The organism is Ensifer sp. LC163 (genome assembly GCF_001695855.1).
Classification (GTDB): Bacteria; Pseudomonadota; Alphaproteobacteria; order Rhizobiales; family Rhizobiaceae; genus Ensifer.
Genome location: NZ_MBSS01000019.1, coordinates 26,026 through 50,859, shown reverse-complemented (window position 1 = coordinate 50,859; position 24,834 = coordinate 26,026). Strand labels below are relative to the sequence as shown.

Here is a 24,834-nt window from a genome sequence, read left to right as displayed (position 1 = left end):
GGACCTGGCAACATCCGAAACCGGATGTCTGGCAAAGAAAATCAACGGGAAGAAGGTCGAATGATCGAGGGCCATTGCCATTGCAAATCAGTTCGCCTTTCCGTCCGTGTCCGACCCGACACGCTCGGCAGTTGCAACTGTTCGCTGTGCTCCCGGCTGGGCACGCTTTGGGGCTATTATGATGCCGAAGAGGTGTCGATCAGCGACCCTCAGGGCAAGCTCGTCGGCTATGTCCAAGGCGACGCCACCTTGACGATGCACCATTGCGGCACCTGCGGCTGCACCACGCACTGGTCGCCGATCGGCACCGATGCGACACGCATGGGTGTCAACATGCGCCTGTTCGATCGCTCCGTTTGGGAGGATATTCCGCACCGGCTGATCGACGGCGCCAGCTGGTAGACGGGCGGCCCCACCCTCTTCCTAGCGCCTTGCCTGCGCGACAGCAGCGCTAGGCCGCCGATGCCGCGCTGCCACGCTCAACGGCCGCCTTTCCGCTCTGAACGTCGCGGCTCTCCTGCTCGGCGTATCGAGCTCGCTTCTGTTCGTACATGCTCAAATCGGCACGCTTGACCAGCGCCTCCATCGTTTCACCCGCTTCGCTGGTTGCAGCGCCGAGCGATATACTGACGGGGGCGTTGGAATAGAACTGGTTGTTGATCTTCAACAACTCGTTGATGGTCTCGACCATCGTTGCCGCCGCCTGCCGGTCAGCGCCGGGCATCAGGATGGCGAACTCGTCGCCGCCGATGCGGGCGGCATGGTTGGGCTGCGATACCGCACCGTTCAAGACTTCGCCGAGCCGGCGCAACAGGGCATCGCCGGCATCGTGACCGAGCTGGTCGTTGGCGGCTTTCAGGCCGTCAAGGTCGATGACGATGGCCGACACCGGCCGGAGCGACTTGCGCTCAAGCCTGTTCAGTTCGTCCGTGTAGAAGGCGCGGTTGTGCAGCTTGGTCAGCACATCATGTTTGCCGAGATATTCGAGATAGGCCTCAGCCTTCTTGCGCGCGGTGATATCGGTCAACGCCACCTGGACAAGGGACCAGTCGGCTTCATGCCCCGGAAGAACGGAGAATTGCAGCAGGACGTGGCGCTCGGATCCATCGAGTGCATAGTTGATCACCTCGCGGTGGTGCAGAAGATTGCCGTTCCACAGCTCGATCAGTTGCTCGCGGAAATGCTTCTCCATCTCATTGCGGAAGATATCGCCGAGATGCTGCAGCAGCGTGTTCCGGTCGGGCGCGCAGAACAGGTCGAGCGTCGCCTGGTTGATGTCGATGACCCTGATCTCGCTCATGCATTGCCGCACGAACTCCGGATGGACGTCGGTGAAGACGCGAAAATCGACGATCCCGCGATCACGGACGTCCTCGAGCAGCACCTTTATCCGGCTGAAATCCTCCACCCATAGCGACACCGGCGAATGCGCGAAGATGCCTTCCGCATAGCGCCGGTTCTCCCGTTCCTTGCGCCGCGCCTCCTCGCGCGCCGTGACATCTTCCGTCGTCAGCAGCAGCCGCCCGAGCGTATTTTCGTATCCGGGCAGGACGGAACCGCGCAGCTGAATGTCCAGCCTGCGGCCGGATAGAGTGTAATTGACCGCGCTGCTGCTGAACTCGGTCTTTCCTTCCCACAATTCGGCAAGCTCGTTGACGTGGCTTTCCAGCATCTCGTCACGAAAGATCTTCGACAGGTTGACCGAGAGATGATCGATATCCCTGGCTTCGAACAGGTCCAGTGTGCGGCGGTTGACCTGAAGCACGCGAATTTGGCCGGAGCACGCGGCGACACGCGTCAGATCTTGCTGGAGAAAGGCACGGATATCCGCCACGCCTTCAGCCCGCCAGCGATCGAACTGCGCTTTGACCCCACTGAAATCCTCAATCCACATCGCGATTGGCGCCAGATCAAAAATGTTGGCGTCGGAAGGACCTGTCATTACTGTTCCATCTCAGTCGGCGGGGGGGGAGAGGGTTCCATGCAAAGGCGCGTCGCCTTTGACGGCAGTCTAATGCTCTTTAAGTAAAGATACGTAAATCCTCAACCGCGATCACGTTCGAGGATTCCCGGTCTCAGCCACTTTGCAATGTTGCAAGGCCTCGTCGGCTTTACCGCAGGCGGCCCGCTGCACACCGCATGGAAGGCCTTCGTCGAAAACGTCCCGGAACGTCTTGACCGGCTGATTGCGACCGGGCTGATGCCGCCGGTGGTCGTCGCCTTTCCCGATTGCTTCACCTCGCTCGGCGGCAACCAATATGTCAACAGCACGGTCGTCGGCCGCTGGGAAGATTTCCTCATCGACGAGATGCTTCCGACGGTCGAAACCCGCTTTGGCTGCGGCGGCACCGGACGGCGCGGCGTTTTCGGAAAAAGCTCGGGCGGCTACGGCGCGTTCTCCCATGCCTTCCGGCGGCCGGACATCTGGGCTGCGGCCGCAAGCCACGCCCTTTCGGCGAACGCGTTCATGGCGTCAGCAGCCAGAATGCGAGCCCGGAAAGAAGAATGAAAAGGGCGATCAGCCTGGCAAAGCGCTGCATGCCGTGGGTTGTGTCGGCGCCCAGGATCGCGTTCCAGAGCGCTCCGCCGGTGGCATCGACGTCGGCGGTTGCCGCAAATGCGGGCTCCCGTTTTGCCGAACTGTAATCGTGAGGACGCGGCTGGCGGCTCGCCGTTGTCGTTTCGTCAAAATAGATCCCGGAGCTGGCAATTTGGCCATCGCCCGCATCGGCTACCTTGGCCTCGCGCAACGCACGATCGTCGGGCTCCGGCCGGCCCAAGAGCGCATCGAGCCAGGCACGACGCGCCTGGGACGCCGCAGCGTGGCGTGGCCATTGCGCCGGTCGCAACAGCATCGCGGAGGAGCGTCTGGTCTTCGGATGACGGAGTGACATGTCGGAACCTCCCGCAACAACAATTCACCAGAAGCGCATTTGTTCCACCACAGCGAAGCACGCCGCCCAGAAATGCTGGGGGCAGCGGACCAGACGTCTCGCGACTTCGGCGCTGATCTTCGCCGACGACCGGCAGGACCTGCCGCCACCGCCCTATCTCCTGGGAGAGCCTGAAATAGAAAAGGCGCTCGACCCTTGACGGGGAGCGCCCTTTCTTGACCCGGACAACGTCAAACGCGCGGGCATAGCCGCTGCAGGACGCCATCGATACGGGTAGTGATGCCCTAGATAGTCAACGGCTCCCGGTTTTCAAGGCACAATCATCGTTATCCCGGAAATTGTTTGGTCGGCTCGGCAAAGACCGTCTAGGGAGCACCATTCAACCGACATCTCCTCCTCTCAGCGCCACACAATGAAGCAAGGAAGGGCGCATTGTCGGAGCTCGAAGGCCAAAGGCGTATTCAGGATGGGACAATCGCCTCTGCCAGCTTCAGCCGGCGCCAGTCGCTCGGTGCCAGGCCGGTGCGCAATCGGAAGAACCGCGAGAAATAGGCGGCATCCCTGAGGCCGATCTCGTAGGCGACATCCTCGAGCGACCGAACGGTGAAGAGCAGCAGGCGCTTGGCTTCGAGCAACCGGCGCTCGTTGATCAGTTCCTTCACCGGCATTCCGAATGCCGCATTGCTGGCCTTGGCAAGCAGATGCGGCGTGGTCGCAAGGGCATCCGTGTAGCGCGCGACGCTCCAGTTCTCGCGAAAATGCGCGTCGACCAGTCGCCGCAGCTGCGTTGCGAGCAGAACATCGGGCGACCGCGATAGTAACGGCGCAAGCGAGGCAAGGCGGGCGATCTGTGTCAGGATCGCCGATGCGAGCGACGCCATCATCGACTGGGTGCCGAAGGCCGCGACGGCATACTCGTCCGCAATCATATCCATCAACTGGGACAGGCGCTGCCATTGCCTGTCGTTACTGGTGCCCGCGACCATGATCGGTGCATCGAGGGCCAGGACCGTCTGGTCCGTCACAGACAACATCAGGCCGTCGGCAATCGAAATGACGATGGCGTCGCTTTCCTGTGGCTCGACGGAGAAGCCGTGCACGATGCCGCTCGGGACAAAGCTGACGGCCGGCGCGGAAAAGTCCAATACCTTGTCTTCGATGAAATATGTTCCACGACCGCGGAACCAATAGGTCACCTGGGCAAGTCGATCATGCTTGTGGGCCTTGACCTGCCCTTGATGTAGCCCACGCCGGGCCATCACCGTCTCGACGTGAAAGAACCCGGGTTCGAGCTGCTGTTCCGGTTCTCCATAGACAAAGAAGCTTGGAATGCCGTCGGCCATGAACCACCCGAAAAAGTGCAAGTCATTTTGTCATTCTGTCCATGGCAGCCTCGACAATCAATGCCTAGTCTTGACGAAATTCAAGGAGGAGAACCATGAGAGCTGAGGACTTTCGCGCCGACAAGGCGCGCCCGTTTACCGGGGCGGAATATATCGAAAGCCTGCGTGACGGTCGCGAGGTCTATATCAACGGCGAGCGCATCCACGATGTGACCGCGCATCCCGCCATGCGCAATTCGGCGCGATCGCTGGCAAGGCTCTACGATGCGCTGCACGATCCGGCGAGGAAAGAGGCCCTGACCGCGCCCACCGACACCGGCTCCGGCGGCTACACGCACAAATACTTCCGCGTCGCCCGATCGTCGGCCGACCTCGCGGCCCAGCAAGGCGCCATCGCCGAATGGGCGCGCATGTCCTATGGGTGGATGGGACGGACGGCCGACTACAAGGCCGCGCTGATGAACACGCTCGGCGCCAACGCATCATGGTACGGCCCCTTCAAGGACAATGCGCTCGCCTGGCACAGCCGCGCCCAGGAAGCGGCTTTGTTCATGAACCACGCGATCGTCAATCCGCCCATCGACCGGCACAAACCGGCCGATGCGGTCAAGGACGTCTTCGTTCATATCACCAGGGAAACGGATGCCGGCATCTATGTCTCGGGCGCCAAGGTGGTGGCGACCTCGTCGGCGCTGACGCACTACAATTTTCTTGCCCAGAGTTCGGCGACGGTGACCGAGGATCCGTCACTCTCGGTCATGTTCATCGTCCCGATGAATGCGCCGGGCATCAAGATGTTCTGCCGCGTTTCCTACGAGCAGACGGCCAATACCGTCGGGCACCCCTTCGACTACCCCCTGTCGTCGCGGTTCGACGAAAACGATGCCATCCTGGTGCTCGACAATGTCTTTGTGCCCTGGGAAGACGTGCTGGTCCTGCGCGATGCTGCGAAGATCCTGTCGTTTCATCCGGCATCGGGCTTCATGCACGGCTACTGCTTTCAGGGGTGCACCCGATTTGCCGTCAAGCTCGACTTCCTGGCCGGTCTGCTGGCCAAGGCGCTCCGGGCAACAGGCGGCGACGCCTTTCGCGGCAACCAGGCAGCGCTTGGCGAAGTCATCGCGCTCCGGCACATGTTCTGGAGTTTCTCCAATGCCATGGCCTACAACCCGACCCCCTGGGCGGATGGGGCGGTTCTGCCCAATCTCGAGGCCGCGCTCTCCTACCGGACCTTCATGTCGGAAGCCTATCCGCGGGTGGTCGACACCATTCGCCGGGTCGTCGCCTCGGGCCTGATCTACCTGCCGTCGTCGGCCAGGGATTTCGGCAATGGCGAGATCGACCGTTACCTCGCGCAATATGTCCGCGGCTCCAACGACATGGGGCATATCGAGCGCATCAAGATCATGAAGCTGCTCTGGGACGCGACCGGCACCGAGTTCGGCGGGCGCCATGCGCTCTATGAGCTCAACTATGCCGGCGCCCCCGAAGAAGTCCGGCTGCAGGTTCTGAAGGGCGCCGAGCGCGGTGGACGCCTGAAGGAAATGGAAGCGCTCGTCGACACCTGCATGAGCGACTATGACGAGCAGGGATGGACTGGCGACACCTGGCTGCCGCCGCTTGGCGCCGAAGCGCCGATCCGCAATGCGGCCGAATGAGGCGATCGCCATGGAAACGGTTGTCTCCAAGACTGAATTCCGCAACGCGATGGCGCGGGTCTGCGCGCCCGTCAATGTCGTCACCACCAACGGACCCGCCGGGCGCGGCGGGTTTACGGCGACGGCAATGTGCTCGGTCACCGACGACCCGCCGAGCCTGCTGGTCTGCATGAACCGCAACTCGACGCAATGCGGCCTGTTCATCGACAACCGCCGCTTCTGCGTCAACGTGCTCAGCCACGACCACACCGAGCTTGCCGGGCATTTCGCCGGCGCGACGCAGGACATGGCGGCGCGCTACGCCGCCGCCGACTGGGTGGAAATGAAATCGGGAAGTCTCGCCGTGAAGGATGCGATCGTCTCGCTCGATTGCGAGCTGGCGGAAGCGAGATTGCTCGGCACCCACCACATCCTGGTCGGCCGGGTCGTCGCCATCCGATCGCGCAGCGACGGCAACGCACTTCTCTACTTCGACCGCAACTACGTACACGTGCCGACGCAGCTCGGAAGCTTCGGCGGGTAGGGATCGACGGAGACGAAACGGGCCGGGGTTGCACCCCGGCCCGTTTCGTTTTGACGACGGCAGTTCGTTGCCGTCAGAGCTGGATCCAGGCGGTCTTCAGGTCGGTGTATTTGTCGAGCGCATGCAGGGACTTGTCGTGACCATTGCCCGATTGCTTCACCCCGCCAAGCGGCACCGTGTTGTCGGCGCCACCATAGGTGTTGACGTGCACGACGCCGGCCCGGATGGAGCGCACCATGCGATGCGCCCGCGAGAGGTTCGCGGTCCAGACCGCCGATGCAAGCCCGTATACGGTTCCATTGGCGATGCCCAGCGCATCGGCCTCATCTTCGAAGGGGATGATCGAGAGGATCGGGCCGAAGACTTCTTCTTTGGCGAGGCTCATGTCGGGCTCGACGTCGAAGATCGTCGGCTGCATGTAGAAGCCACCGGTGTCTTCGAGGATGCGCTTGCCGCCGGTCCTCAGCCGCGCGCCTTCGTTGACTGCCTGCTCGACGAAGCCGAGGTTTTTTTCGAGCTGGATTTGGCTGGAGATCGCGCCGGCTTCCGCCGACAGCAACAGAGGATCGCCCACCTTTATGTTTGCCGCGATCGCGGCAACCTTCTCGGCGAATGCTTCGTGGATGGACCGCTCGACCAGCAGGCGCGAGCCGGCGACGCAGACCTGGCCGGAGTTGCGGAAGATGCCATAGGCAGACACCTTGGCCGCCTGGTCCAAATCCGGCGCATCGGCAAAGACGATGTTGGGCGACTTGCCACCCAGTTCCAGATAGACGCGTTTGAGGTTGGAGCGCGCCGAATATTCCAGCAGCCGACGCCCGACGCCGCCCGAACCGGTGAAGGCGAGCACGTCGATATCGGCATGGAGACCGATCGCCTCGCCTGTCATGGCGCCCCTCCCCGTCACGACGTTCAGCACGCCCTCGGGCAGCCCGGCCTCGGCACAGAGTTCGGCCAGCCGCAACAGGGTCAGCGATGCGCCCTCGGCCGGCTTCAGGATGACCGAGTTTCCGGCGGCAAGCGCCGGTGCGATCTTCCAGGCGCCGATCATCAGCGGAAAATTCCAGGGAACGATGGCGGCGACGATGCCGACCGACTCGCGATGCACAAGGCCGAGCACGTTGCCTGCGGTCGGCGCGATCTCGCCATAGATCTTGTCGATCGCCTCGGCATAGTAGCGGAAGGTGCCGGCGGCGCTGCCCGGCTCCGCCTTCAGCGCCATCGAAATCTCGGTACCATTGTCGCGCACGCCGAGAACCGCAAGCTCGAGAGCGTTCTTCTCGATGAGTTCGGCCACGCGCAGAAGCACTTTCTTGCGCTCCGCCGGCGCCGCCTTCGACCACTTGCCTGTCTCGAAGGCCGCCCGGGCTGCAGACGCAGCGACATCAACGTCGTCAACGCCGGCATCGGCGATGGTCGTCAGCCGCGTCCCGTCGATCGGCGAGATGACATCGAGCGTCCTGCCGGACCGGGCCTCACGCCAATTGCCGCCGATGAAGAGTTTTTGCGGCGGCACCACATTGCGGCGCAACTGGTCGATTTTTTCCTGCATGTTCCCCGTTCCATTTGTCAGGCGGAGGGGCGGCCGATTTCTCGGCCACCCCTATCGGATCAGATCTCCTGGCCGGCGCCAAGCCGCGCGAACTCCAGCGGACGGCCCGATTTGAGCATAGCCGCCAACGCAAGGCCGATGACGCCGGCAATCACCACGAGTCCCGGCAGGAAGACGGCGAGCAGACCGGTGGCGCCGGCGAGGTCGCCGAAGTTGACGGCAATGGCAATGATCACCGCAATCAGGATGACGCCGGTGATGACCGGGATGATCTTTGTCACGAGCGTGTTCGATTCCAGCCCCGGATTGCGATTGAAGAAGGCGACGATGGCAAAGGCGGTAAACGCCATCAGCACCATGACGGCAAGCGTGCCGACATTGGTCAGCCAGGAGAACAGCGCCAGCACCGGATCCTGTCCTGTTGCCGCAAACAGCGCAACGACGAGGGCGGCAGTGATCGTCTGAATGACCGAGCCGGCATGCGGGCTATGATAGACGGGATGAGTGACGCCGATCGAGGCCGGCAGCAGGCGCTCGCGGCCGGCGACATAGAGATACCGGGCGACGCCGTTGTGGAACGCCAGCACGCCGGCAAACAGGCTGGTGACGAAAAGCACGTTCATGATCGGCGGCAGCCAGCCGCCGGCATAACGCTCCGCCAGGCCGAAGAGGAAGGTCGTCGGATCGGCAAGACCCTGCAGTTCCGGCACCAACTTGTCGGCACCCGCCGCATTCACCATCAGCCAGGATGTCAGCATGTAGAAAACGCCGATGATCAGCACGGAGATATAGGTCGCGCGCGGCACGGTTGTGTGCGGATCGCGGGCTTCCTCGCTGTAGATCGTCGTCGCTTCAAAGCCGATGAAGGCCGCAAAGCAGAACAGGATGCCGATCGAGGGAGAACCGGACATCAGAGCAGACGGCGTGAAGGAGGTCATCGTCAGGCCGCTGTCGCCACCCTTGGCGATGATCGCAACGTCGATGACCAGCACGACAAGATATTCGAGAATGACCAGCACGGTCAGCACCTTGGCCGACAGGTCGACGCGGCGATAACCGAGAACGCCGACGATCGCGATGCCGATAAAGGTCCACACCCACCAGGGCAGGTCGATACCAAGCCCGGCAAAAAGCCCCGCGGTTGCCGCGCCGAACAGGCCGAAGACACCGATCTGCATGGCGTTATAGGCAAGGATGGCAATCATCGCCGCGGCACCACCCATCAACCCACCGAGGCCTTGGGCCGTATAGGCGTAGAAGGCGCCGGCGTTGCGGATGTGCCGCGCCATGGCGACATAACCGACGGAAAACAGCAGCAGGATCAGCGTGACGAGCAGGAAGGTGCCGGGAATACCGGCGCCGTTTCCGAGCATCATCGACAGCGGAACACCACCGGCAACCGCCGTCAGCGGTGCGGCAGCCGATACGACGAGAAACGTGACGGCGCCGACCCCAAGCGCGTTCTTGCGCAATTGGTTCACGCCGGTCACGGGCGACGAATGATTGTCCATAGCTTCTTAGCTCCCCTTTTCTTGGCAATGTTTGCCTTTTGCCTCAGGTCCATCTCTCCAAAGGCGTCCTCCGCGAAGCTGCTGCCGGCCACGTTGCTTTTTGTTCTTGGTCGCGCGCAGTAGTCGGTTCAATATTCAAACCGTTGCTTCAAATATAGACTTGCAAATGGCACGGCGACCTGTCAAGTTATTTCGCATGTTAAGTATCTCGGCCGGATAAAACGCGATACGGGTGGTCAAACCGCCTGGAAATCAAGGGAACGGGCATCGGGATCACTGGCAGCGGCGCTCGGCGACGGAGGACTGGATGAGCACCATCGGTAAGGCACTGACCCTGTTGGACGCGATCTCGCGGCTGGACAAGGAAGTGGGCTTGAGCGACATCGCCAGGCATTGCGCGCTCGACAAGGCGACGGCGCGACGCTTTCTCGTCGAGCTTGAAAGGCATGGCTTCGTCGAACAGGATCCGGACACCAAACGCTATCGCATCGGCGGCGCGCCGGTCCGGCTTGCTCGCATCCGGGAGGCACGGTTCCCCTTTCTCAGTGTCGCCATTCCGTTCGTAAAGGAGCTTGCCAGCACATCAGGCGAGACCGTGCATCTCTCGGAATTCGTCGCCGGCCGGCTCTCGACTGTTCACGTGGAAGATTCACCGCGCGCGCATCGGGTCATCGTCGATGTCGGAAGCACGCTGCCGTTCCACGCGACAGCATCAGGCCACGCCTTCCTCGCCTTCTGCCCGGCAAGGCAGGTCGAAGATGCGCTGTCCATGCCGCTCGAAGCATTCACCGAGCACACGATCACGTCGAGGACCGAGCTTCGCCGTCTGCTCACGGAGACGGCGCACCGCGGCTATTCGATCAGCCAGCAGGGGCTTGAAAGCGGCGTCATCAGCGTCGCCGCCCCCATCCGCGCGCCGAACAGCGTGCCGATCGGCGCGATCGCCGTCGCGGCACCGCAGGTGCGCGCCAATGCGGAGACGATCGCTGAACTCGGTCCGGCAACGGCAGCGATCGCCAAACGCATTTCTGAGAAATTCTTTGGGTTGGAGCAAGCGACTGCCAATCCGCTGGCAAGGAGGGCCGGCTGATGAATGCGATGAACCGTCTACCCAATATCCTCGTGGTGGGAACGGGAGACACGAAATGCGAAGAGCTACAATTCATGGCGTCGGTCATCCGGGAGGCCGGCGGCCTGCCTGTCATGATGGACGTCAGCATCCTCGGTGATCCGCCCTATGCGCCGGAGTATTCGCGTCACGATATCGCCGAGGCGGCCGGCACGTCGATCGTAGCGATTGCCGCGAGCGGCGACGAAAACAGCGCGATGGCGCTGATGGCCAAAGGGGCCGCAACTCTTTCCCGCACCCTCCATGACGCAGGGCAGGCAGATGGCGTCATCATCCTTGGCGGTTCGATGGGCACCGATCTGGCACTCGATGTCGCGGCAGCCCTGCCGCTCGGCGTGCCGAAATTCGTCGTCTCGACCATCGCCTATTCGCACCTGCTGCCGCCGGAGCGCATCGCGCCTGATCTGATGATGATCCTTTGGGCGGGCGGGCTATACGGCCTCAACGGCATCTGCCGATCGGTGCTGTCGCAGGCCTGCGGCGCAGTGGTCGGCGCGGCCCGTTTCGGCACCAAGCCGGACAAGGAGCGGCCGCTGATCGGCATGACCTCGCTCGGGTCGAGCTGCCTCAAATACATGAAGTACCTGAAGCCTGAACTGGAACGACGGGGCTATGACGTCGCGGTGTTTCACGCGACCGGAATGGGTGGCCGTGCCTTCGAGGCAATCGCTGCACAGAACGGCTTTACCGCCGTCTTCGACTTCTGCATTCAGGAGGTCAGCAACCATCACCACGGCACGGTCGTCACCTCCGGGCCCGACCGGCTGGAAAATGCCGGGCGCGCCGGAATTCCGCAGCTTGTAGCACCAGGAGCGATCGACATGGTGGACCTGCCCGCATGGCAGGCACTGCCCGCGGCCTTCGCCGACCGGCCCTATCACGCTCACAACCGGCTGCTCGGTTCGGTGACGACATCGCCGGAAGGGCGGCGCGAGATCGCCCGCATCATCGGCGGCAAGCTCGCCGACACCAGCGCCGAAGTCGCCTTCATCCTGCCGCTCAAGGGCATTCAGGAATGGGACAAGCCGGAAGAGCCGCTGCACGAACCGGAGGCGCTCGACGCCTTCATCGATGAGATGCGCCGCGCCGTGCCGGCGTCGGTCCACCTTCACGAGATCGACAGCCACATCAACGCACCGGAGTTCTCGGCAAAGGCGCTCGCCATCTTCGACGATTGGATCGCACGTGGCATCATCCCGGGAGGCCGCCCGTGACGGATCGCGCCCTCATCCTCGACTTCGGCGGCGTCGTCACCCGCACGCTGTTCGAAACCCACGACGTCACCGAGCGCGCGCTCGGCCTTGCCCCAGGCAGCCTGACCTGGCGGGGGCCGTTCGACACGGCTTCCGATCCGCTCTGGGTGTCGATGCAAAAGCGTGAGATTACCGAACGTGACTATTGGACGAAGCGCACCCGCGAGGTCGGGCACCTCGTCGGCGAGGACTGGACGGATATGAAGACCTTCGTCCAGCGTGCCCGCGGCGCCGAACCAGAACTGGTGCTGCGCCCGGAAGCGCGCGATGCGATCCTGCGGGCAAAGGATGCCGGCATCAGGCTCGCCATTCTTTCCAACGAACTCGACCTCTTCTACGGCGTGGAGTTTCGCAAACGCTTCCCGCTCATCGAGCTTTTCGACGTCATCGTCGATGCCACCTACACCGGAATATTGAAGCCGGATCCGCAGGCCTACGAAGTCGTGCTTTCCGAACTCGACCTGCCGCGGGAGGCCTGCGTCTTCGTCGACGACCAGAAGAAGAACATCGAGGGCGCCGAGGCAGTGTCTCTGCCCAACGTGCATTTCGATGTCATCAGACCCGCAGAAAGCTACGCCAGAGCCCTCCGGATGCTCGGCATTTGAACTGACCAGGAGCAAGACATGCGCGAAACCAACTTCCTCATCGAGAACAATGCCCGCCACCTGTGGCATCCGATGGCGCACCCCGCCGAAATGCACGCGACGCCGCCGCGCATCATCAATACCGGCGAAGGCGTGGAGATCGTCGACGTCCACGGCAAGAAGGTTCTCGATGCGGTCGGCGGCCTGTGGAATGTCAATCTCGGCTATTCCTGCGAGCCGGTGAAGAAGGCGATCCGCGATCAGCTCGACGACCTGCCCTATTACTCGACCTTCCGCGGCACCACCAATTCGCCGCTCATCGAGCTTTCCTACGAACTTGCCGAATGGTTCAAGGAGGATGGCCTCAGTCGCTCGTTCTTCACCTCGGGCGGATCGGATTCGGTCGAGACCTGCCTTCGTCTCGCCCGCCAGTACCACAAGCTCAACGGCCAGCCGGAACGCACGAAGTTCGTCGCGCTGAAGAAGGGCTATCACGGCACGCATTTCGGCGGCGCGTCGGTCAACGGCAACGCCAATTTCCGCCGCAACTACGAGCCGCTGCTGCCGGGCGTCTTTCACCTGCCCGCCCCCTACACCTACCGCAACCCGTTCACGACGACGGACGGCGCCGAAATCACCAGGGGCATTGCCCGCCTCTTCGAAGAAGAGATCGCCTTCCAGGGCGCCGACACCATCGCTGCGTTGATCATGGAGCCGGTTCTTGGTGCCGGCGGCGTGATCGTACCGCACGAAACCTTCATGCCGCTGATGCGCGACATCTGCGACCGTCACGGCATTCTGCTGATTGCCGACGAGGTGATCACCGCCTTCGGCCGCACCGGCGCCTGGACCGGTTCGCGCCTCTGGGGCGTCAAGCCGGATCTGATGTCGACCGCCAAGGCGATCACCAACGGCTATTACCCCTTCGGCGCGGTGATGATCTCGGACAAGGTCGCCGAGGCTTTCGAAACCAACAGGACGGCTGCCGGCTCGATCGGCCATGGCTACACCTATTCCGGTCATCCGGTCGGCGCTGCCGCGGCCCTTGCCACGCTCAAGGAAACGAAACGCCTCGATGTCGCGGCCAATGCCGGCGCGCGCGGCGAGGAGCTGATGGCGGGCCTACAGGCACTAAAAGCGAGTCACGAGCTCGTCGGCGATGTGCGCGGCAAGGGCCTGATGTGCGCGCTTGAGCTTGTATCGGATCGCGAGAAGAAGTCGCCCGCTGCGAAGGACGTGGTGCAGAAGGTCCAGGATGTTGCCTATGAGGCAGGCGTCATGGTCCGCACATCCGGCCCGAACGTGATCCTGTCACCGCCACTCGTCATCGCCGCCGAGGATGTCTCGCGCATTCTTTCGGCCCTGGATTCGGGCCTGAGCGCTGCCGAGGGCAAATAACATGAGCGACACCGCAGCGCTGCTGGCACGCCGCGAACGGCTGCTCGGCAAGAACATGTCGCTGTTTTACAGCGACCCGGTGCATATCGTGCGGGGGGAAGGCGTCTGGCTCTGGGACGCCGACGGCAGACGCTATCTCGACTGCTACAACAATGTGCCGCATGTCGGCCACTGCCATCCGCGCGTGGTCGAGGCGATCGCCCGGCAGGCGTCAACGCTGAACACCCACACGCGCTACCTGCATGAAGGTATTCTCGACTATGTCGAGCGGCTGACGGCGACGTTTGACCATAGCCTCGACACGGCTATCCTGACCTGCACCGGCAGCGAGGCCAACGACATTGCGCTGCGGATGGCTCAGGCGGTCACCGGCAAGACCGGGGTGATCGCAACCGATCACACCTATCACGGCAATACCGCCGCCGTTTCCCAGCTTTCTACCCGGATGCCGCCGGTCGGCGGGTTTGGCGGCCATGTGCGGCACGTGCCGGCACCCGACAGCTATCGGCCGCTCGGCGGCGTTCCCGGCGAGGCCTTTTCGATCGCGTTTGCGGCCGAGGTGGAAGGGGCGATCGCCGAGCTGCAGGAAAGCCCGTTTGGCTTTTCCACGCTGATCATCGACCCGTTCTTCGCCAATGAAGGTTTTCCCGATTTGCCCCAGGGCTTCCTCGACGCAACCGTTGCGGTCGTGCGGAAAGCCGGTGGCGTGGTGATCGCCGACGAGGTCCAACCCGGCTTCGGCCGCACGGGCGGGCACATGTGGGGCCACCAGAAGGCCGGCATCGTTCCCGATATCGTCACCTTGGGTAAGCCGATGGGCAACGGCCATCCGATCGGCGGTGTCGTTGCCGGCAGCGAGACACTGAACGCCTTTCGCAAGGCCTTCCGCTACTTCAACACCTTCGGCGGCAATCCGGTCTCCTGCGCCGCGGCGATGGCCGTGCTCGACGTCATCGACGAGGAAAAGCTGGTCGACAACGCCCGCGAGGTCGGCGCCTATGCCAAGGCAGGCATCGACAGGCTCAGGGACAAGCACGACATCATCGGCGACGTGCGCGGCAGCGGATTGTTTTTCGGGGCAGAGCTTGTGCTCGACCGGGACCGGAAGGCGCCGGCTGCCGATCTTGCCACCAAGGTTATCAACGACATGCGCGAGCGCGGCGTGCTGATGGGCAAGCTCGGCATTCACCAATGCACGACGAAGATCCGTCCGCCCATGCCGTTCTCCCGGGAGAACGCCGACCTGATGCTGTCGACCCTCGACGACGTTTTGTCGGGCCTGTGAGCAGGCCATGGCCGAGCATCTGCCGCAACGTCTCCTGGAAGCACTCGAAGCCCGCGCGCGAGAAGCCGTCGCCCATTGGGGACTTGAGAACGCGAAGCCGATGTTGCTGAAATATCGCGAGAACGCCGTCTTCCGGATCACGCTCGCCGATGGCGAGCCAGCAGTGCTTCGACTGCATCGTCCGGGTTATCATGACGAGTCCGCGCTGCGCTCGGAACTGCAGTGGATGACGGCGCTGCGCGACAGCGGCCTTGCGGTGCCGAGCGCGATCGCGGCACCGGACGGCCGCCTTCTGGTGCGTCTCGACGCGACCGACGATTGCGCGGGCCAGCATGCCGATATCGTCAGCTGGATGCATGGTGCGCCGCTTGGTGAAAGCGGTGTTCCGCTCGCCCATAGCGGCGAGCGGCAGGTCGCCATCTTTCATGCGCTTGGCGCCATGATGGCCTACATGCACAATCTTGCCGATCGCTGGTCGATGCCGCACGACTTCAAACGTGCCGCCTGGGACGCCGAGGGCCTGCTCGGCGAAAGCCCGGTCTGGGGTCGCTTCTGGGACTGCGAGGGCCTGTCGGCCGAACAGAGGCGTGGCCTCGGCATTCTGCGTGATCGCCTTCGGAGCAGTCTGGAAAACGTGCCGGCGGGCGCGTTCGACTACGGCTTAATCCATGCCGACCTCGTGCGCGAGAACGTGCTGGTTCGTGACGACGGCGTGGCGTTCATCGACTTCGACGATGCGGGTTTCGGCTTTCGCCTGTTCGATATCGCGACCGCGCTTCTCAAGAACCGCAACGAACCGGCCTACCCGTCGATCGAAAGGTCATTGATCGAGGGGTACAGAAGCAGGCGTCCGTTGCCCGATGCCGCACTTTCGGCCCTGCCACTTTTCATGACGCTTCGGAGCCTCACTTACATCGGCTGGTTTGCCGCGCGGCCGGAGCTTCCCGGCGCCGAGGCGCGCCTGCGTCGCTACGCGGACGAAACCCTGCTCTTTGCGGGAACGCTACCGGTCCCCGCGTGAGGTTTGCAGGCTCCCGCTCAGTCGCCGAGCGTTGCGAGCTCGTCCAGCATGTCGAGCAGCACCTCGACGCGCTCGTGGCCGTAACGTGCCTCGAGTTGGTCGTAGATCGCCCGGCTCTCCGGGCCGACGTCGGCGATGACCCGCATGCCGGCGGGCGCGATCTCGAGAAGCACCCGGCGCCCGTCATCGGCGTCCTTGTGCTTGGTGATCAGCCCGCGCTCCTCAAGCGACCGGATGATGCGCGTCAGGCTCGGCGCCAGAATGAAGGCCTTGTCGGCCATCTCGGAGGCATCGACCTTGCCGGATTCGGCAAGGATCCTGATGACGCGCCATTGCTGCTCGGTGATTTCGTGACGTGCCAGCATCGGCCGGAAATGCCCCATCACCGCTTCGCGCGCGCGCAGGAGCGCGATCGGCAGCGACCGACGCGTATTGTGGGGAAGAAGGGCGTCCGGCCCAAGTTCGGTGGGGGTTTTCGCACGGCTCATGCCCGATCTATGGGCGATTTTTCGCCTTTTCGCAATTGTCGACGATGGCTCGACAACGAGGAATGCCGCTTGACACCGGCCGCCATATTGTTAACGTGTTAATTAATAAGCCGATGGGTACCGGGGACAAAAATGCCGCACTTCACGATCGAACACTCCGCCAATCTCGACGAGCGCGTCGACTTCGACCGCCTGTGCCGCACGATCCACAAGACCATCCTCGACACCGGCCTTTTCGAGATCGGCGCCGTGCGCGTCCGTACCGTCCGCAGCGCCCATTATGCCATTGCCGATCTCTTGCCGCAGAACAGCTTCATCGACATGTCGTTCCGCATTGGCCGTGGCCGCTCGGACGCCGAAAAGCAGGCGACCGGGGCGGCCATCTTCGACGCCGTCACACAAGAGCTCGCCAGCCTTTTCGACACGCCCCATTTCGCCCTCAGCCTGGAGATCCGCGAGATCGATCCGGACCTCAGCTGGAAGAAGAACGCGATCCACCCACGCCTTCGCCAGAAGGGCAACTGACACCGACAGAAGTCGGCACGACGTTTCTGCGCCCGCACGAGCGGCAGCGCACCACGATTGGAGAATGACATGTCCAGACTCGATGAGAACATCGCAAAGGCGGAAGCCTATCTCGCCCGCTTCCGCACGCATGGGGTCTTGAACCACATCAACGGGCAAGCCGTACCGGCGTTGGACGGCGACAGCTTCGAGACGATTTCTCCCGTCGACCTCAAGCCGCTTGCCACGGTCGCGCGCGGCAAGGCAACCGATATCGATCGCGCCGCACACGCTGCAAGGGAAGCTTTCCCGGCGTGGGCAGCAACGGCGGGCGACGCGCGCAAAAAACTCCTGCACAAGATCGCCGACGCCATCGTCGCGCGCGCCGAAGAGATCGCCTTCGTCGAATGCATGGACACCGGACAGTCGCTCAAGTTCATGGCCAAGGCCGCTCTGCGCGGAGCGGAGAATTTTCGCTTCTTCGCCGATCGCGCCCCCGAGGCCCGCGACGGCAAGGTGCTTCGCGGCGATAACCAGATCAACATGACCACGCGCGTGCCGATCGGCCCGGTCGGCATCATCACGCCGTGGAACACGCCGTTCATGCTGTCGACGTGGAAGATCGCGCCGGCGCTCTCCGCCGGCTGTACCATCGTCCATAAGCCGGCCGAATTCTCGCCGCTGACGGCGCGCCTGCTCGTCGAGATCGCCGAGGAAGCGGGCCTTCCCAAGGGAGTCTGGAACCTCGTCAACGGCTTCGGCGAGGACGCAGGCAAGGCACTGACCGAGCATCCCGCCATCAAGGCGATCGGCTTCGTCGGCGAAAGCCGGACGGGCTCGCTGATCATGAAACAGGGCGCCGACACGCTGAAGCGGGTGCATTTCGAACTCGGCGGCAAGAACCCGGTCATCGTCTTTGCCGACGCCGATCTGGAGCGCGCGGCCGACGCTGCGGTCTTCATGATCTATTCGCTGAACGGCGAACGCTGCACCTCCTCTTCGCGCCTGCTGGTGGAAGGCAGCATCTACGATCGCTTCACTACGCTGGTTGCCGAAAAGGCCAAGCGTATCAGGATCGGCCATCCGCTCGATCCTGAAACCGTCGTAGGCCCGCTGATCCACCCGGAGCATGAAAAGAAGGTGCTCGACTATATCGGCATCGGCCAGAGGGAAGGTGCGACGGTTGCCGCCGGCGGCGCGAAATTCGAAGGTCCCGGTGGCGGCTGTTACGTCCAGCCGACGCTCTTTACCGGCGCAAACAATTCCATGCGGATCGCGCAGGAGGAAATCTTCGGGCCGGTCCTGACCGCCATTCCGTTCAAGGATGAGGCCGAGGCGCTGGCGCTGGCCAACGACGTTCAATACGGGCTCACCGGCTATCTCTGGACCTCCGACCTCACGCGCGCCTTCCGCTTCACCGATCACCTCGAAGCCGGGATGATCTGGGTCAATTCGGAGAATGTCCGTCATCTGCCGGCGCCCTTCGGCGGCGTCAAAAGTTCCGGCATCGGCCGCGACGGCGGCGACTGGTCCTTCGATTTTTACATGGAAACCAAGAACATCGCGTTTGCCAGTTCGGCCCATGCGATCGCCAAGCTCGGCGGCTGAGCGCGAGACACGAACCGCGCCGCCCAAACTGGAGGAGACAACATGCCCTTACCGAAACCGAACCTTCACCCGCCGTTCAACATCGTGCGGCTGAGCCATGTCGAGCTCGCCGTCACCGATCTTGCCAAATCGCGCGCCTTCTATGTCGACGTGCTGGGCCTGCAGGTCACCGACGAGACCGCCGACACGATCTACCTGCGCGCCATGGAAGAACGCGGCCATCACTGCATCGTGCTGAAGAAGGCAGCGACTGCCGAGGCCCGCGATCTCGGCTTCAAGGTCTTCGGCGACGAGGACCTCGACAAGGCCGCGCATTTCTTCAAGCAGAAGGCGCTGCCGGTCGAATGGATCGAGCGCCCCTATCAGTCGCGCACGTTCCGCACCCGCGATCCGCAGGGCATTCCATTGGAATTCTATTCGAAGATGGACCGCCTGCCGCCGATCCATCAGAAATACGCGCTCTATCGCGGTGTGAAGCCGCTGCGCATCGACCATTTCAACTGCTTCTCGCCCAATGTCGACGACGCCGTCGCCTTCTATAACGAGATCGGCTTCCGGGTTACCGAGTACACGGCTGACGAAGAGACCGGCCGGCTCTGGGCCGCCTGGACCCACCGCAAGGGCGGCGTGCACGACATCGCCTTTACCAATGGTCGCGGTCCGCGCCTGCACCATACCGCCTTCTGGGTGCCGACGCCGCTCAACATCATCGACCTGCTCGACCTGATGTCGACCTCGGGATGGCTTGCCAATATCGAGCGCGGTCCCGGCCGCCATGGCATTTCCAATGCCTTCTTCCTCTATGTCCGCGATCCCGACAACCACCGCATCGAGATCTATTGCTCGGACTACCAGACGGTCGATCCCGACCTCGAGCCGATCAAATGGGATCTCAAGGACCCGCAGCGCCAGACGCTCTGGGGCGCGCCTGCGCCACGCTCCTGGTTCGAGGAAGGCAGCCAATTTGCTGGAGCCGAGACGGTGGAACCAGTGCTGAAGGCACAACCTATCATCGCCCCGTAAATCGAGGCATGAAAAGATGGATGCCGGCGCAAGACATCCGGCACGCATTGGTGCAAGGGGAGGAACGGAATGGACGAGAAGACTTTTGGAGAATGGTCGCAGAAGGCGGCGGAATGGGGATCAACCTATCGCGCGTCGTTGCGCGACAGGCCCGTTCGCGCCCAGACGGCACCCGGCGCGATCGCCGCCCAGATCCCGAGCAGACCGCCGCAGACCGGCGAGGACATGCAGGCGATCTTCGAGGACTTCGAAAACATCATCCTGCCGGGCATGACCCATTGGCAGCACCCGCGCTTCTTCGCCTATTTCCCGGCCAACGCCGCCCCCGTTTCCGTCATTGCCGAATATCTGGTGACGGCGATGGCCGCCCAATGCATGCTATGGCAGACCTCCCCCGCTGCCACCGAGCTTGAAACCAGGGTTCTCGACTGGTTGCGCCAGGCGATCGGCCTTCCCGACGGCTTTTCCGGCGTCATCCAGGATTCGGCCTCCTCTGCCACGCTGTCCGCCGTGCTCGTCATGCGCGAGCGCGCCTTGAACTGGAAGGGCAACAAACAGGGCCTCAGCGTCCACGCGCCGTTGCGCATCTACTCCTCGGACCAGGTCCACACCTCGATCGACCGGGCGATCTGGGTCTCGGGCATCGGCGAGGAAAACCTCGTGCGCATACTTGCGACCGGACCGCTGCAGTCCATGGATTGCGAAGCACTCGAAGCGGCAATTCTGAGGGATAGGGCCGCAGGTCTTCTGCCGGCCGGCGTCATCGCCTGCACCGGCGGCACCAGTACGGGCGCCTGCGATGATATCGCCGAAGTCGTGCGTGTCGCCCACAAGCACGGCCTCTATGTCCATGTCGACGCAGCATGGGCAGGATCGGCGATGATCTGCGAGGAATTCCGGCCGCTCTGGACCGGCGTCGACGAGGCGGATTCGGTCGTCTTCAACCCGCACAAATGGCTGGGCGCCCAGTTCGACTGCTCCGCCCATTTCATCCGCAATCCTGATGATCTCGTCCGCACGCTGGCGATCCAGCCGGAATATCTGAAGACCCACGGCCGCGACGGCATCATCAACTATTCCGAATGGACCATCCCGCTCGGCCGACGCTTCCGCGCGCTGAAATTATGGTTCCTGTTGCGCTTCCACGGGCTAGACGGATTGAAGACGATGATCCGCAACCATGTCGCCTGGGCGAAGCACCTTTCCGAGCGCCTTGGTGCGCACGACAACTTCGAAATCGTCACGGCTCCGCGCTTCTCGCTGTTCTCGTTCCGCCATCGCGGCGGCACCGATAGCGACGCCCACAACATCGCGCTGGTCAATGCCATCAACGACGATGGCCGGATCTACCTGACCCAGACACGGGTCGACGGCCACGTCGCCATCCGCTTCCAGGCCGGTCAGTTCGACATGACCGAGGACGATGCCGATGTCGCCTACGATGTCATAACGGAGGTCGCGGCGAAGATGGCGCTCGAAACACGGCACCAGGAAATTCAATGAGACCAAACATGTCTGTCTGTCAGCGTCGCCTGAACAGGCTGGAGGCTTGAAATGACGTTTGCGAAATTCGCCGCCTTTTCCGTGGCCCGCGGCAAGGGATATGGTCTTGTCACCGACCACGGCATCGTCGATCTATCTCGGCGCTACGGCTCGAAATGGCCGACGCTGCGCGAGGTCATCGCCGACGGCGCCCTCACGAAACTGGCAGACGAGTCCTTCGCCCTCACCCCGGATTTGTCGCTGGCCGATACCCGCTTCGAAATCCCAATCCCCGCGCCGGAAAAGATCATCTGCGTTGGCGTCAATTTCCCCGACCGCAACGAAGAGTATCGGGATGGCCAGGCAGCGCCGTCCAACCCGTCGCTGTTCATCCGTTTTCCGCGTTCCTTCACCGGTCACGATCAGCCGCTGATCCGCCCGCCCGAAAGCCCGCAGCTCGACTACGAGGGCGAGATCGTCATCGTCATCGGCAAGGCCGGCCGCCGCATTCCCGAAGCCTCGGCGCTCGACCACATCGCAGCACTTTCGCTCTCTAACGAAGGCACGATCCGCGACTGGGTGCGACACGCCAAGTTCAACGTCACCCAGGGCAAGAACTTCGACCGCACTGGGTCGATCGGGCCATGGCTGGTTCCCTTCACCGACGAAGCGCAGATCGCCGATATCAAGCTCGAGACCCGCGTCAACGGCGAAATCCGCCAGCAGGACCGCACCAGCCGGATGATCTTCTCCTTCCGCAAGATCATCAACTACGTCTCGACCTTCACGACGCTGGTGCCCGGCGACGTGATCGTGACGGGAACGCCGACCGGGGCCGGCGCCCGCTTCGACCCGCCGATCTGGTTGAAACCCGGCGACGTCGTCGAGGTCGAGGCCGATGGCATCGGCCTGCTTCGCAACCCGATTGCCGACGAGGCCTGAGCCATGCTGAACGCCAGTGAAATCGCCGATGCCGCAAAGGCACTCGATGAGGCGGAAACGAGCCGCATCCAGACCGGCCTGTTTTCCCTGAAGCATCCAGGCATGACCATGGACGACGCCTATGCGGTGCAAGCGGCCTGGGTGAAGCAGAAGATCGCCCGTGGCCGCAGGGTCATCGGCTGGAAGATCGGGCTTACGTCAAAGGCAATGCAATATGCGCTGAACATCGATATTCCCGATTCCGGCGTGCTGTTCGACGACATGATGTTCGAGGACGGCGCGACGATCCCTCGGGATCGCTTCATCCAGCCGCGGATCGAAGCCGAGATCGCCTTCGTCATGAAGGCGCCGCTGGCCGGCCCCAATGTCAGTGTCTTCGACGTGCTGAACGCCACAGACTACGTCACGCCGGCGCTTGAAATCCTCGACACGCGCATCCTGCGTGCCGATCCGGAAACGAAGAAGACCCGCACCATCGTCGACACGATTTCCGACAACGCCGCCAATGCCGGCATCGTCATCGGCGGCCGTGCCATGCGGCCGCAGGACGTCGACATGCGCTGGATGGGCGCCATCGTCTCGCGCAACGCCGAGGTCGAAGAGACCGGGCTTGGCGCCGGCGTCCTCAACGACCCAGCCCGCGGCATCGCCTGGCTTGCCAACCGGCTCGCCGGCTATGGCGACCGCATCGACGCCGGGCAGATCGTGCTTGCCGGCTCGTTCATCCGCCCCGTCGAGGCCCGCCACGGCGATACCATCGTCGCCGATTTCGGGCCGCAGGGAACCGTCAGCTGCTTCTTCGAATAGGGTGCGCCCATGCCTGCTCCACGCAATATGTTCAAGCTTGCGCTTGCCGAAGGGCGACCGCAGATCGGTCTCTGGCTGGCGCTCGCCAATCCATACACTGCCGAAATCTGCGGTGGCGCCGGCTTCGACTGGCTGCTGATCGACGGCGAACATGCCCCCAATGACGTGCCGCTGATGATGGCGCAGTTGCAGGCGCTCTCCGGTTCGAACAGCCACGCGATCATCCGTCCGCCGATCGGCGAGCCCTGGCTGATCAAGCAGCTTCTCGATATCGGCGCGCAGACGCTGCTGGTGCCGATGGTCGAGACGGGTGAACAGGCTCGCGCTCTGGTCAGGGCCGTGCGCTATCCGCCCCACGGCATGCGCGGCGTTGGTGCAGCACTGGCGCGCGCCTCCGCCTTCAACCGCATTGACGATTATCTGCCGACCGCCAACGCCGAGATCTGCCTGCTGCTGCAGGTGGAAAGCCGTGCGGGGCTGGCGGCACTTGACGACATTGCTTCGACCGAAGGCGTCGATGGCGTCTTTATCGGCCCGGCGGACCTGGCAGCCGACATGGGCTTCCTCGGCAAGCCGGGCGCGCCGGAAGTGCAGGAGGCGGTCGAGGCCGCGCTCGCACGCATCCAGTCGCACGGCAAGGCTGCGGGTATCCTGACCTCGGACACCGCACTCGCCAAACGCTACCTCGAACTCGGCGCGCTCTTCGTTGCAGTCGGCAACGATGTCAGTCTGCTTGTGGGAGCGACCAGCCGCCTGCGGGCGAGCTTTGCCGAATATGTCTCTGCGTCGCCAGCCGGAGCGAATGCGCCCGCATCGGGGTATTGAAAGGCCGCGGCGGCCGGTACCTCAGTGCACGCTCGATCGCAGTCGGTCGAGCGTCCGCGCCACGCCGGTATCGAGATCGATGCGCGGCGCAAGGCCATAGGACGCCTGCAGCGTCGTGTCGCCGCAGCGAAAGAACACACCCTCGGGTTTGTCCGACCGGCCGCTTATTCTCGGCTCCCAACCGATGCGCCGGCTGACCAACCGGGCGAGTTCGATGAAGGAAGTGGCGATGCCGGTGGAGATGTTGAGACATGCACCGTTCTGCAGCCGCGAAAAGGTCTTCCAGACGAAGTCGACGCAGTCCGAGATATGGATGAAGTCACGGCATTGCCGGCCGGAGCCCCAGACGAAAACCTCTTCCGCTCCGCGCTCTTCGATGAGACGTCTGCAGATCGCCGGAAACGGATAGCTCAAGTCCTGATCCTCGCCGTACCCGCTGAACGGGCGATAAGCGACCGCCCGTCCACCATAGTTTTCGACATAAAGCTTCATCAGATATTCGCCGCTGAGCTTCGCCCAGCCATAGCTCAGATCTGGAACGCCGATCGTATGTTCGAAACCGATCATGTCTTCGCTGAGTTTGCGGTATCCTTCCGGGCGCTGCAGGCTCACGGGATAGGCGGCGCTGGAGCTGAAATATATGACAACTCCCGGGTGCGTGCGCGCAGCCCAGCGCCACATATCGGTATCCACCGCGAGGTCCTCGGCGACGAGAAGCGTCTGGGTTTCCAGCATGACGCGGCCGCCGACCACTGCCGCCAGGTGAAACACCATGTCGAAACGATCGTCAGTGCGATCGAAATACCGGCGGCAGTCCTCCTCGATGAGGGAGAAGCCGCCCTTTGGCGGGTGCGGCCAATCGGCGGGGGGCATTGCCCCGGTTCCGCGCGCAAGTGAATCGACGCAGACGACATCGACGCCCTCCGATATCAATCGGCCGCAGAGATGGCGTCCTACAAATCCGGCTCCGCCGGTCACCAATGCGCGCGCCATCCTGCTCCCTT

24 protein-coding genes are annotated in these 24,834 nt (G+C 63.1%); 17 read left to right on the top strand and 7 right to left on the bottom strand.

Annotated elements, in window-relative coordinates:
- The first annotated feature begins 60 nt into the window (after positions 1 to 60).
- Positions 61 to 402, top strand: coding sequence for a GFA family protein (locus tag BC360_RS17055; RefSeq protein WP_065783497.1), 342 nt, complete (start codon positions 61 to 63; stop codon positions 400 to 402).
- Between the two features lie 49 nt (positions 403 to 451).
- On the opposite strand, the gene BC360_RS17050 is transcribed toward BC360_RS17055, so the two are convergent.
- Positions 452 to 1,942, bottom strand: a complete 1,491-nt coding sequence (locus tag BC360_RS17050; protein ID WP_065796102.1) for a sensor domain-containing diguanylate cyclase — start codon at positions 1,940 to 1,942, stop codon at positions 452 to 454.
- A 147-nt stretch (positions 1,943 to 2,089) separates the two neighbouring features.
- Here BC360_RS17050 and BC360_RS17045 point away from each other — a divergent pair, with 147 nt between their 5' ends.
- The gene (locus BC360_RS17045; RefSeq protein ID WP_083222606.1) at positions 2,090 to 2,509 is read left to right on the top strand and encodes an alpha/beta hydrolase-fold protein; all 420 of its coding nucleotides are present in this window, start codon (positions 2,090 to 2,092) and stop codon (positions 2,507 to 2,509) included.
- Here the strand turns inward: BC360_RS17045 and BC360_RS17040 are convergent.
- The gene (locus BC360_RS17040; protein WP_083222605.1) at positions 2,466 to 2,894 is read right to left on the bottom strand and encodes a hypothetical protein; all 429 of its coding nucleotides are present in this window, start codon (positions 2,892 to 2,894) and stop codon (positions 2,466 to 2,468) included. The genes BC360_RS17045 and BC360_RS17040 overlap by 44 nt on opposite strands.
- A 461-nt stretch (positions 2,895 to 3,355) precedes the next feature.
- Positions 3,356 to 4,237, bottom strand: a complete 882-nt coding sequence (locus tag BC360_RS17030; protein WP_065796098.1) for a helix-turn-helix domain-containing protein — start codon at positions 4,235 to 4,237, stop codon at positions 3,356 to 3,358.
- Positions 4,238 to 4,332: 95 nt separating this feature from the next.
- Here BC360_RS17030 and BC360_RS17025 point away from each other — a divergent pair, with 95 nt between their 5' ends.
- Complete coding sequence (locus tag BC360_RS17025; RefSeq protein ID WP_065796096.1) at positions 4,333 to 5,895, top strand: 4-hydroxyphenylacetate 3-hydroxylase N-terminal domain-containing protein; 1,563 nt, start codon at positions 4,333 to 4,335, stop codon at positions 5,893 to 5,895.
- Between the two features lie 10 nt (positions 5,896 to 5,905).
- Positions 5,906 to 6,418 (top strand): flavin reductase, encoded by a 513-nt coding sequence (locus BC360_RS17020; protein ID WP_065796134.1) that lies wholly within the window; start codon positions 5,906 to 5,908, stop codon positions 6,416 to 6,418.
- Positions 6,419 to 6,491: 73 nt separating this feature from the next.
- On the opposite strand, the gene BC360_RS17015 is transcribed toward BC360_RS17020, so the two are convergent.
- Both BC360_RS17015 and BC360_RS17010 read right to left on the bottom strand, forming a co-directional pair.
- Positions 6,492 to 7,970 (bottom strand): aldehyde dehydrogenase, encoded by a 1,479-nt coding sequence (locus BC360_RS17015; protein ID WP_065796094.1) that lies wholly within the window; start codon positions 7,968 to 7,970, stop codon positions 6,492 to 6,494.
- Positions 7,971 to 8,029: 59 nt separating this feature from the next.
- Positions 8,030 to 9,481 carry an APC family permease gene (locus tag BC360_RS17010; RefSeq protein ID WP_065796092.1) on the bottom strand — a complete coding sequence of 484 codons (1,452 nt, stop codon included), beginning with the start codon at positions 9,479 to 9,481 and terminating at the stop codon, positions 8,030 to 8,032.
- Positions 9,482 to 9,788: 307 nt separating this feature from the next.
- Between BC360_RS17010 and BC360_RS17005 the strand changes: the two genes are divergently transcribed.
- Genes BC360_RS17005 through BC360_RS16980 form a run of 6 tightly spaced genes read left to right on the top strand, consistent with a single transcriptional unit; the run spans position 9,789 to position 16,151 of the window.
- On the top strand, positions 9,789 to 10,571 hold the full coding sequence (locus tag BC360_RS17005; RefSeq protein WP_065796090.1) for an IclR family transcriptional regulator: 783 nt from the start codon (positions 9,789 to 9,791) through the stop codon (positions 10,569 to 10,571).
- Complete coding sequence (locus BC360_RS17000) at positions 10,571 to 11,824, top strand: Tm-1-like ATP-binding domain-containing protein (protein WP_065796088.1); 1,254 nt, start codon at positions 10,571 to 10,573, stop codon at positions 11,822 to 11,824. Before BC360_RS17005 ends, BC360_RS17000 begins: the two co-directional genes overlap by 1 nt.
- A complete protein-coding gene (locus BC360_RS16995; protein ID WP_065783505.1) occupies positions 11,821 to 12,468 on the top strand; it encodes an HAD family hydrolase in 648 nt (215 codons plus the stop codon). Before BC360_RS17000 ends, BC360_RS16995 begins: the two co-directional genes overlap by 4 nt.
- Before the next feature lie 18 nt (positions 12,469 to 12,486).
- Positions 12,487 to 13,845, top strand: a complete 1,359-nt coding sequence (locus tag BC360_RS16990; protein ID WP_065796086.1) for an aspartate aminotransferase family protein — start codon at positions 12,487 to 12,489, stop codon at positions 13,843 to 13,845.
- Position 13,846: 1 nt separating this feature from the next.
- The gene (locus tag BC360_RS16985) at positions 13,847 to 15,130 is read left to right on the top strand and encodes an aspartate aminotransferase family protein (RefSeq protein ID WP_065796084.1); all 1,284 of its coding nucleotides are present in this window, start codon (positions 13,847 to 13,849) and stop codon (positions 15,128 to 15,130) included.
- Between the two features lie 7 nt (positions 15,131 to 15,137).
- Positions 15,138 to 16,151, top strand: a complete 1,014-nt coding sequence (locus BC360_RS16980) for a phosphotransferase enzyme family protein (protein ID WP_065796082.1) — start codon at positions 15,138 to 15,140, stop codon at positions 16,149 to 16,151.
- 17 nt (positions 16,152 to 16,168) lie between these two features.
- Here the strand turns inward: BC360_RS16980 and hpaR are convergent, their stop codons facing one another.
- The gene (gene hpaR, locus BC360_RS16975; protein ID WP_065783509.1) at positions 16,169 to 16,639 is read right to left on the bottom strand and encodes a homoprotocatechuate degradation operon regulator HpaR; all 471 of its coding nucleotides are present in this window, start codon (positions 16,637 to 16,639) and stop codon (positions 16,169 to 16,171) included.
- A 132-nt stretch (positions 16,640 to 16,771) separates the two neighbouring features.
- Here hpaR and BC360_RS16970 point away from each other — a divergent pair, with 132 nt between their 5' ends.
- The 7 genes from BC360_RS16970 (at position 16,772) to hpaI (ending at position 23,830) form a co-directional block, all read left to right on the top strand.
- On the top strand, positions 16,772 to 17,164 hold the full coding sequence (locus BC360_RS16970; RefSeq protein WP_065796080.1) for a 5-carboxymethyl-2-hydroxymuconate Delta-isomerase: 393 nt from the start codon (positions 16,772 to 16,774) through the stop codon (positions 17,162 to 17,164).
- A gap of 69 nt (positions 17,165 to 17,233) precedes the next feature.
- Entirely contained in the window at positions 17,234 to 18,751 is a 1,518-nt protein-coding gene (hpaE, locus tag BC360_RS16965) for a 5-carboxymethyl-2-hydroxymuconate semialdehyde dehydrogenase (RefSeq protein ID WP_065796078.1), read from the top strand.
- 42 nt (positions 18,752 to 18,793) lie between these two features.
- Positions 18,794 to 19,774 carry a 3,4-dihydroxyphenylacetate 2,3-dioxygenase gene (hpaD, locus tag BC360_RS16960; RefSeq protein ID WP_065796076.1) on the top strand — a complete coding sequence of 327 codons (981 nt, stop codon included), beginning with the start codon at positions 18,794 to 18,796 and terminating at the stop codon, positions 19,772 to 19,774.
- Positions 19,775 to 19,843: 69 nt separating this feature from the next.
- Entirely contained in the window at positions 19,844 to 21,277 is a 1,434-nt protein-coding gene (locus BC360_RS16955; protein ID WP_065796074.1) for a pyridoxal phosphate-dependent decarboxylase family protein, read from the top strand.
- Positions 21,278 to 21,328: 51 nt separating this feature from the next.
- Positions 21,329 to 22,198, top strand: coding sequence for a fumarylacetoacetate hydrolase family protein (locus BC360_RS16950; protein WP_065796073.1), 870 nt, complete (start codon positions 21,329 to 21,331; stop codon positions 22,196 to 22,198).
- Positions 22,199 to 22,201: 3 nt separating this feature from the next.
- Positions 22,202 to 23,005, top strand: a complete 804-nt coding sequence (hpaH, locus tag BC360_RS16945) for a 2-oxo-hept-4-ene-1,7-dioate hydratase (protein ID WP_065796071.1) — start codon at positions 22,202 to 22,204, stop codon at positions 23,003 to 23,005.
- A gap of 9 nt (positions 23,006 to 23,014) precedes the next feature.
- Positions 23,015 to 23,830 carry a 4-hydroxy-2-oxoheptanedioate aldolase gene (gene hpaI / locus BC360_RS16940; protein ID WP_065796069.1) on the top strand — a complete coding sequence of 272 codons (816 nt, stop codon included), beginning with the start codon at positions 23,015 to 23,017 and terminating at the stop codon, positions 23,828 to 23,830.
- A 21-nt stretch (positions 23,831 to 23,851) separates the two neighbouring features.
- Here hpaI and BC360_RS16935 read toward each other — a convergent pair whose 3' ends face one another.
- Positions 23,852 to 24,823 (bottom strand): NAD-dependent epimerase/dehydratase family protein, encoded by a 972-nt coding sequence (locus BC360_RS16935; RefSeq protein WP_065796067.1) that lies wholly within the window; start codon positions 24,821 to 24,823, stop codon positions 23,852 to 23,854.
- Between the last annotated feature and the right edge of the window lie 11 nt (positions 24,824 to 24,834).

What these genes read in the sequence shown, in the direction of transcription:
- BC360_RS17045 (WP_083222606.1), top strand. Translation starts at nt 2,090, where the DNA reads ATGTTGCAAGGCCTCGTCGGCTTTACCGCAGGCGGCCCGCTGCACACC.
- BC360_RS17005 (WP_065796090.1), top strand. Translation starts at nt 9,789, where the DNA reads ATGAGCACCATCGGTAAGGCACTGACCCTGTTGGACGCGATCTCGCGG.
- hpaE (WP_065796078.1), top strand. Translation starts at nt 17,234, where the DNA reads ATGTCCAGACTCGATGAGAACATCGCAAAGGCGGAAGCCTATCTCGCC.
- hpaI (WP_065796069.1), top strand. Translation starts at nt 23,015, where the DNA reads ATGCCTGCTCCACGCAATATGTTCAAGCTTGCGCTTGCCGAAGGGCGA.
- BC360_RS16980 (WP_065796082.1), top strand. Translation starts at nt 15,138, where the DNA reads ATGGCCGAGCATCTGCCGCAACGTCTCCTGGAAGCACTCGAAGCCCGC.
- BC360_RS17050 (WP_065796102.1), bottom strand. Translation starts at nt 1,942, where the DNA reads ATGACAGGTCCTTCCGACGCCAACATTTTTGATCTGGCGCCAATCGCG.
- BC360_RS16985 (WP_065796084.1), top strand. Translation starts at nt 13,847, where the DNA reads ATGAGCGACACCGCAGCGCTGCTGGCACGCCGCGAACGGCTGCTCGGC.
- hpaH (WP_065796071.1), top strand. Translation starts at nt 22,202, where the DNA reads ATGCTGAACGCCAGTGAAATCGCCGATGCCGCAAAGGCACTCGATGAG.
- BC360_RS16935 (WP_065796067.1), bottom strand. Translation starts at nt 24,823, where the DNA reads ATGGCGCGCGCATTGGTGACCGGCGGAGCCGGATTTGTAGGACGCCAT.
- hpaD (WP_065796076.1), top strand. Translation starts at nt 18,794, where the DNA reads ATGCCCTTACCGAAACCGAACCTTCACCCGCCGTTCAACATCGTGCGG.
- BC360_RS16950 (WP_065796073.1), top strand. Translation starts at nt 21,329, where the DNA reads ATGACGTTTGCGAAATTCGCCGCCTTTTCCGTGGCCCGCGGCAAGGGA.
- BC360_RS17015 (WP_065796094.1), bottom strand. Translation starts at nt 7,970, where the DNA reads ATGCAGGAAAAAATCGACCAGTTGCGCCGCAATGTGGTGCCGCCGCAA.
- BC360_RS17055 (WP_065783497.1), top strand. Translation starts at nt 61, where the DNA reads ATGATCGAGGGCCATTGCCATTGCAAATCAGTTCGCCTTTCCGTCCGT.
- hpaR (WP_065783509.1), bottom strand. Translation starts at nt 16,639, where the DNA reads ATGAGCCGTGCGAAAACCCCCACCGAACTTGGGCCGGACGCCCTTCTT.
- BC360_RS17000 (WP_065796088.1), top strand. Translation starts at nt 10,571, where the DNA reads ATGAATGCGATGAACCGTCTACCCAATATCCTCGTGGTGGGAACGGGA.
- BC360_RS17025 (WP_065796096.1), top strand. Translation starts at nt 4,333, where the DNA reads ATGAGAGCTGAGGACTTTCGCGCCGACAAGGCGCGCCCGTTTACCGGG.
- BC360_RS17010 (WP_065796092.1), bottom strand. Translation starts at nt 9,481, where the DNA reads ATGGACAATCATTCGTCGCCCGTGACCGGCGTGAACCAATTGCGCAAG.
- BC360_RS17040 (WP_083222605.1), bottom strand. Translation starts at nt 2,894, where the DNA reads ATGTCACTCCGTCATCCGAAGACCAGACGCTCCTCCGCGATGCTGTTG.
- BC360_RS16990 (WP_065796086.1), top strand. Translation starts at nt 12,487, where the DNA reads ATGCGCGAAACCAACTTCCTCATCGAGAACAATGCCCGCCACCTGTGG.
- BC360_RS17030 (WP_065796098.1), bottom strand. Translation starts at nt 4,237, where the DNA reads ATGGCCGACGGCATTCCAAGCTTCTTTGTCTATGGAGAACCGGAACAG.
- BC360_RS16955 (WP_065796074.1), top strand. Translation starts at nt 19,844, where the DNA reads ATGGACGAGAAGACTTTTGGAGAATGGTCGCAGAAGGCGGCGGAATGG.
- BC360_RS17020 (WP_065796134.1), top strand. Translation starts at nt 5,906, where the DNA reads ATGGAAACGGTTGTCTCCAAGACTGAATTCCGCAACGCGATGGCGCGG.
- BC360_RS16970 (WP_065796080.1), top strand. Translation starts at nt 16,772, where the DNA reads ATGCCGCACTTCACGATCGAACACTCCGCCAATCTCGACGAGCGCGTC.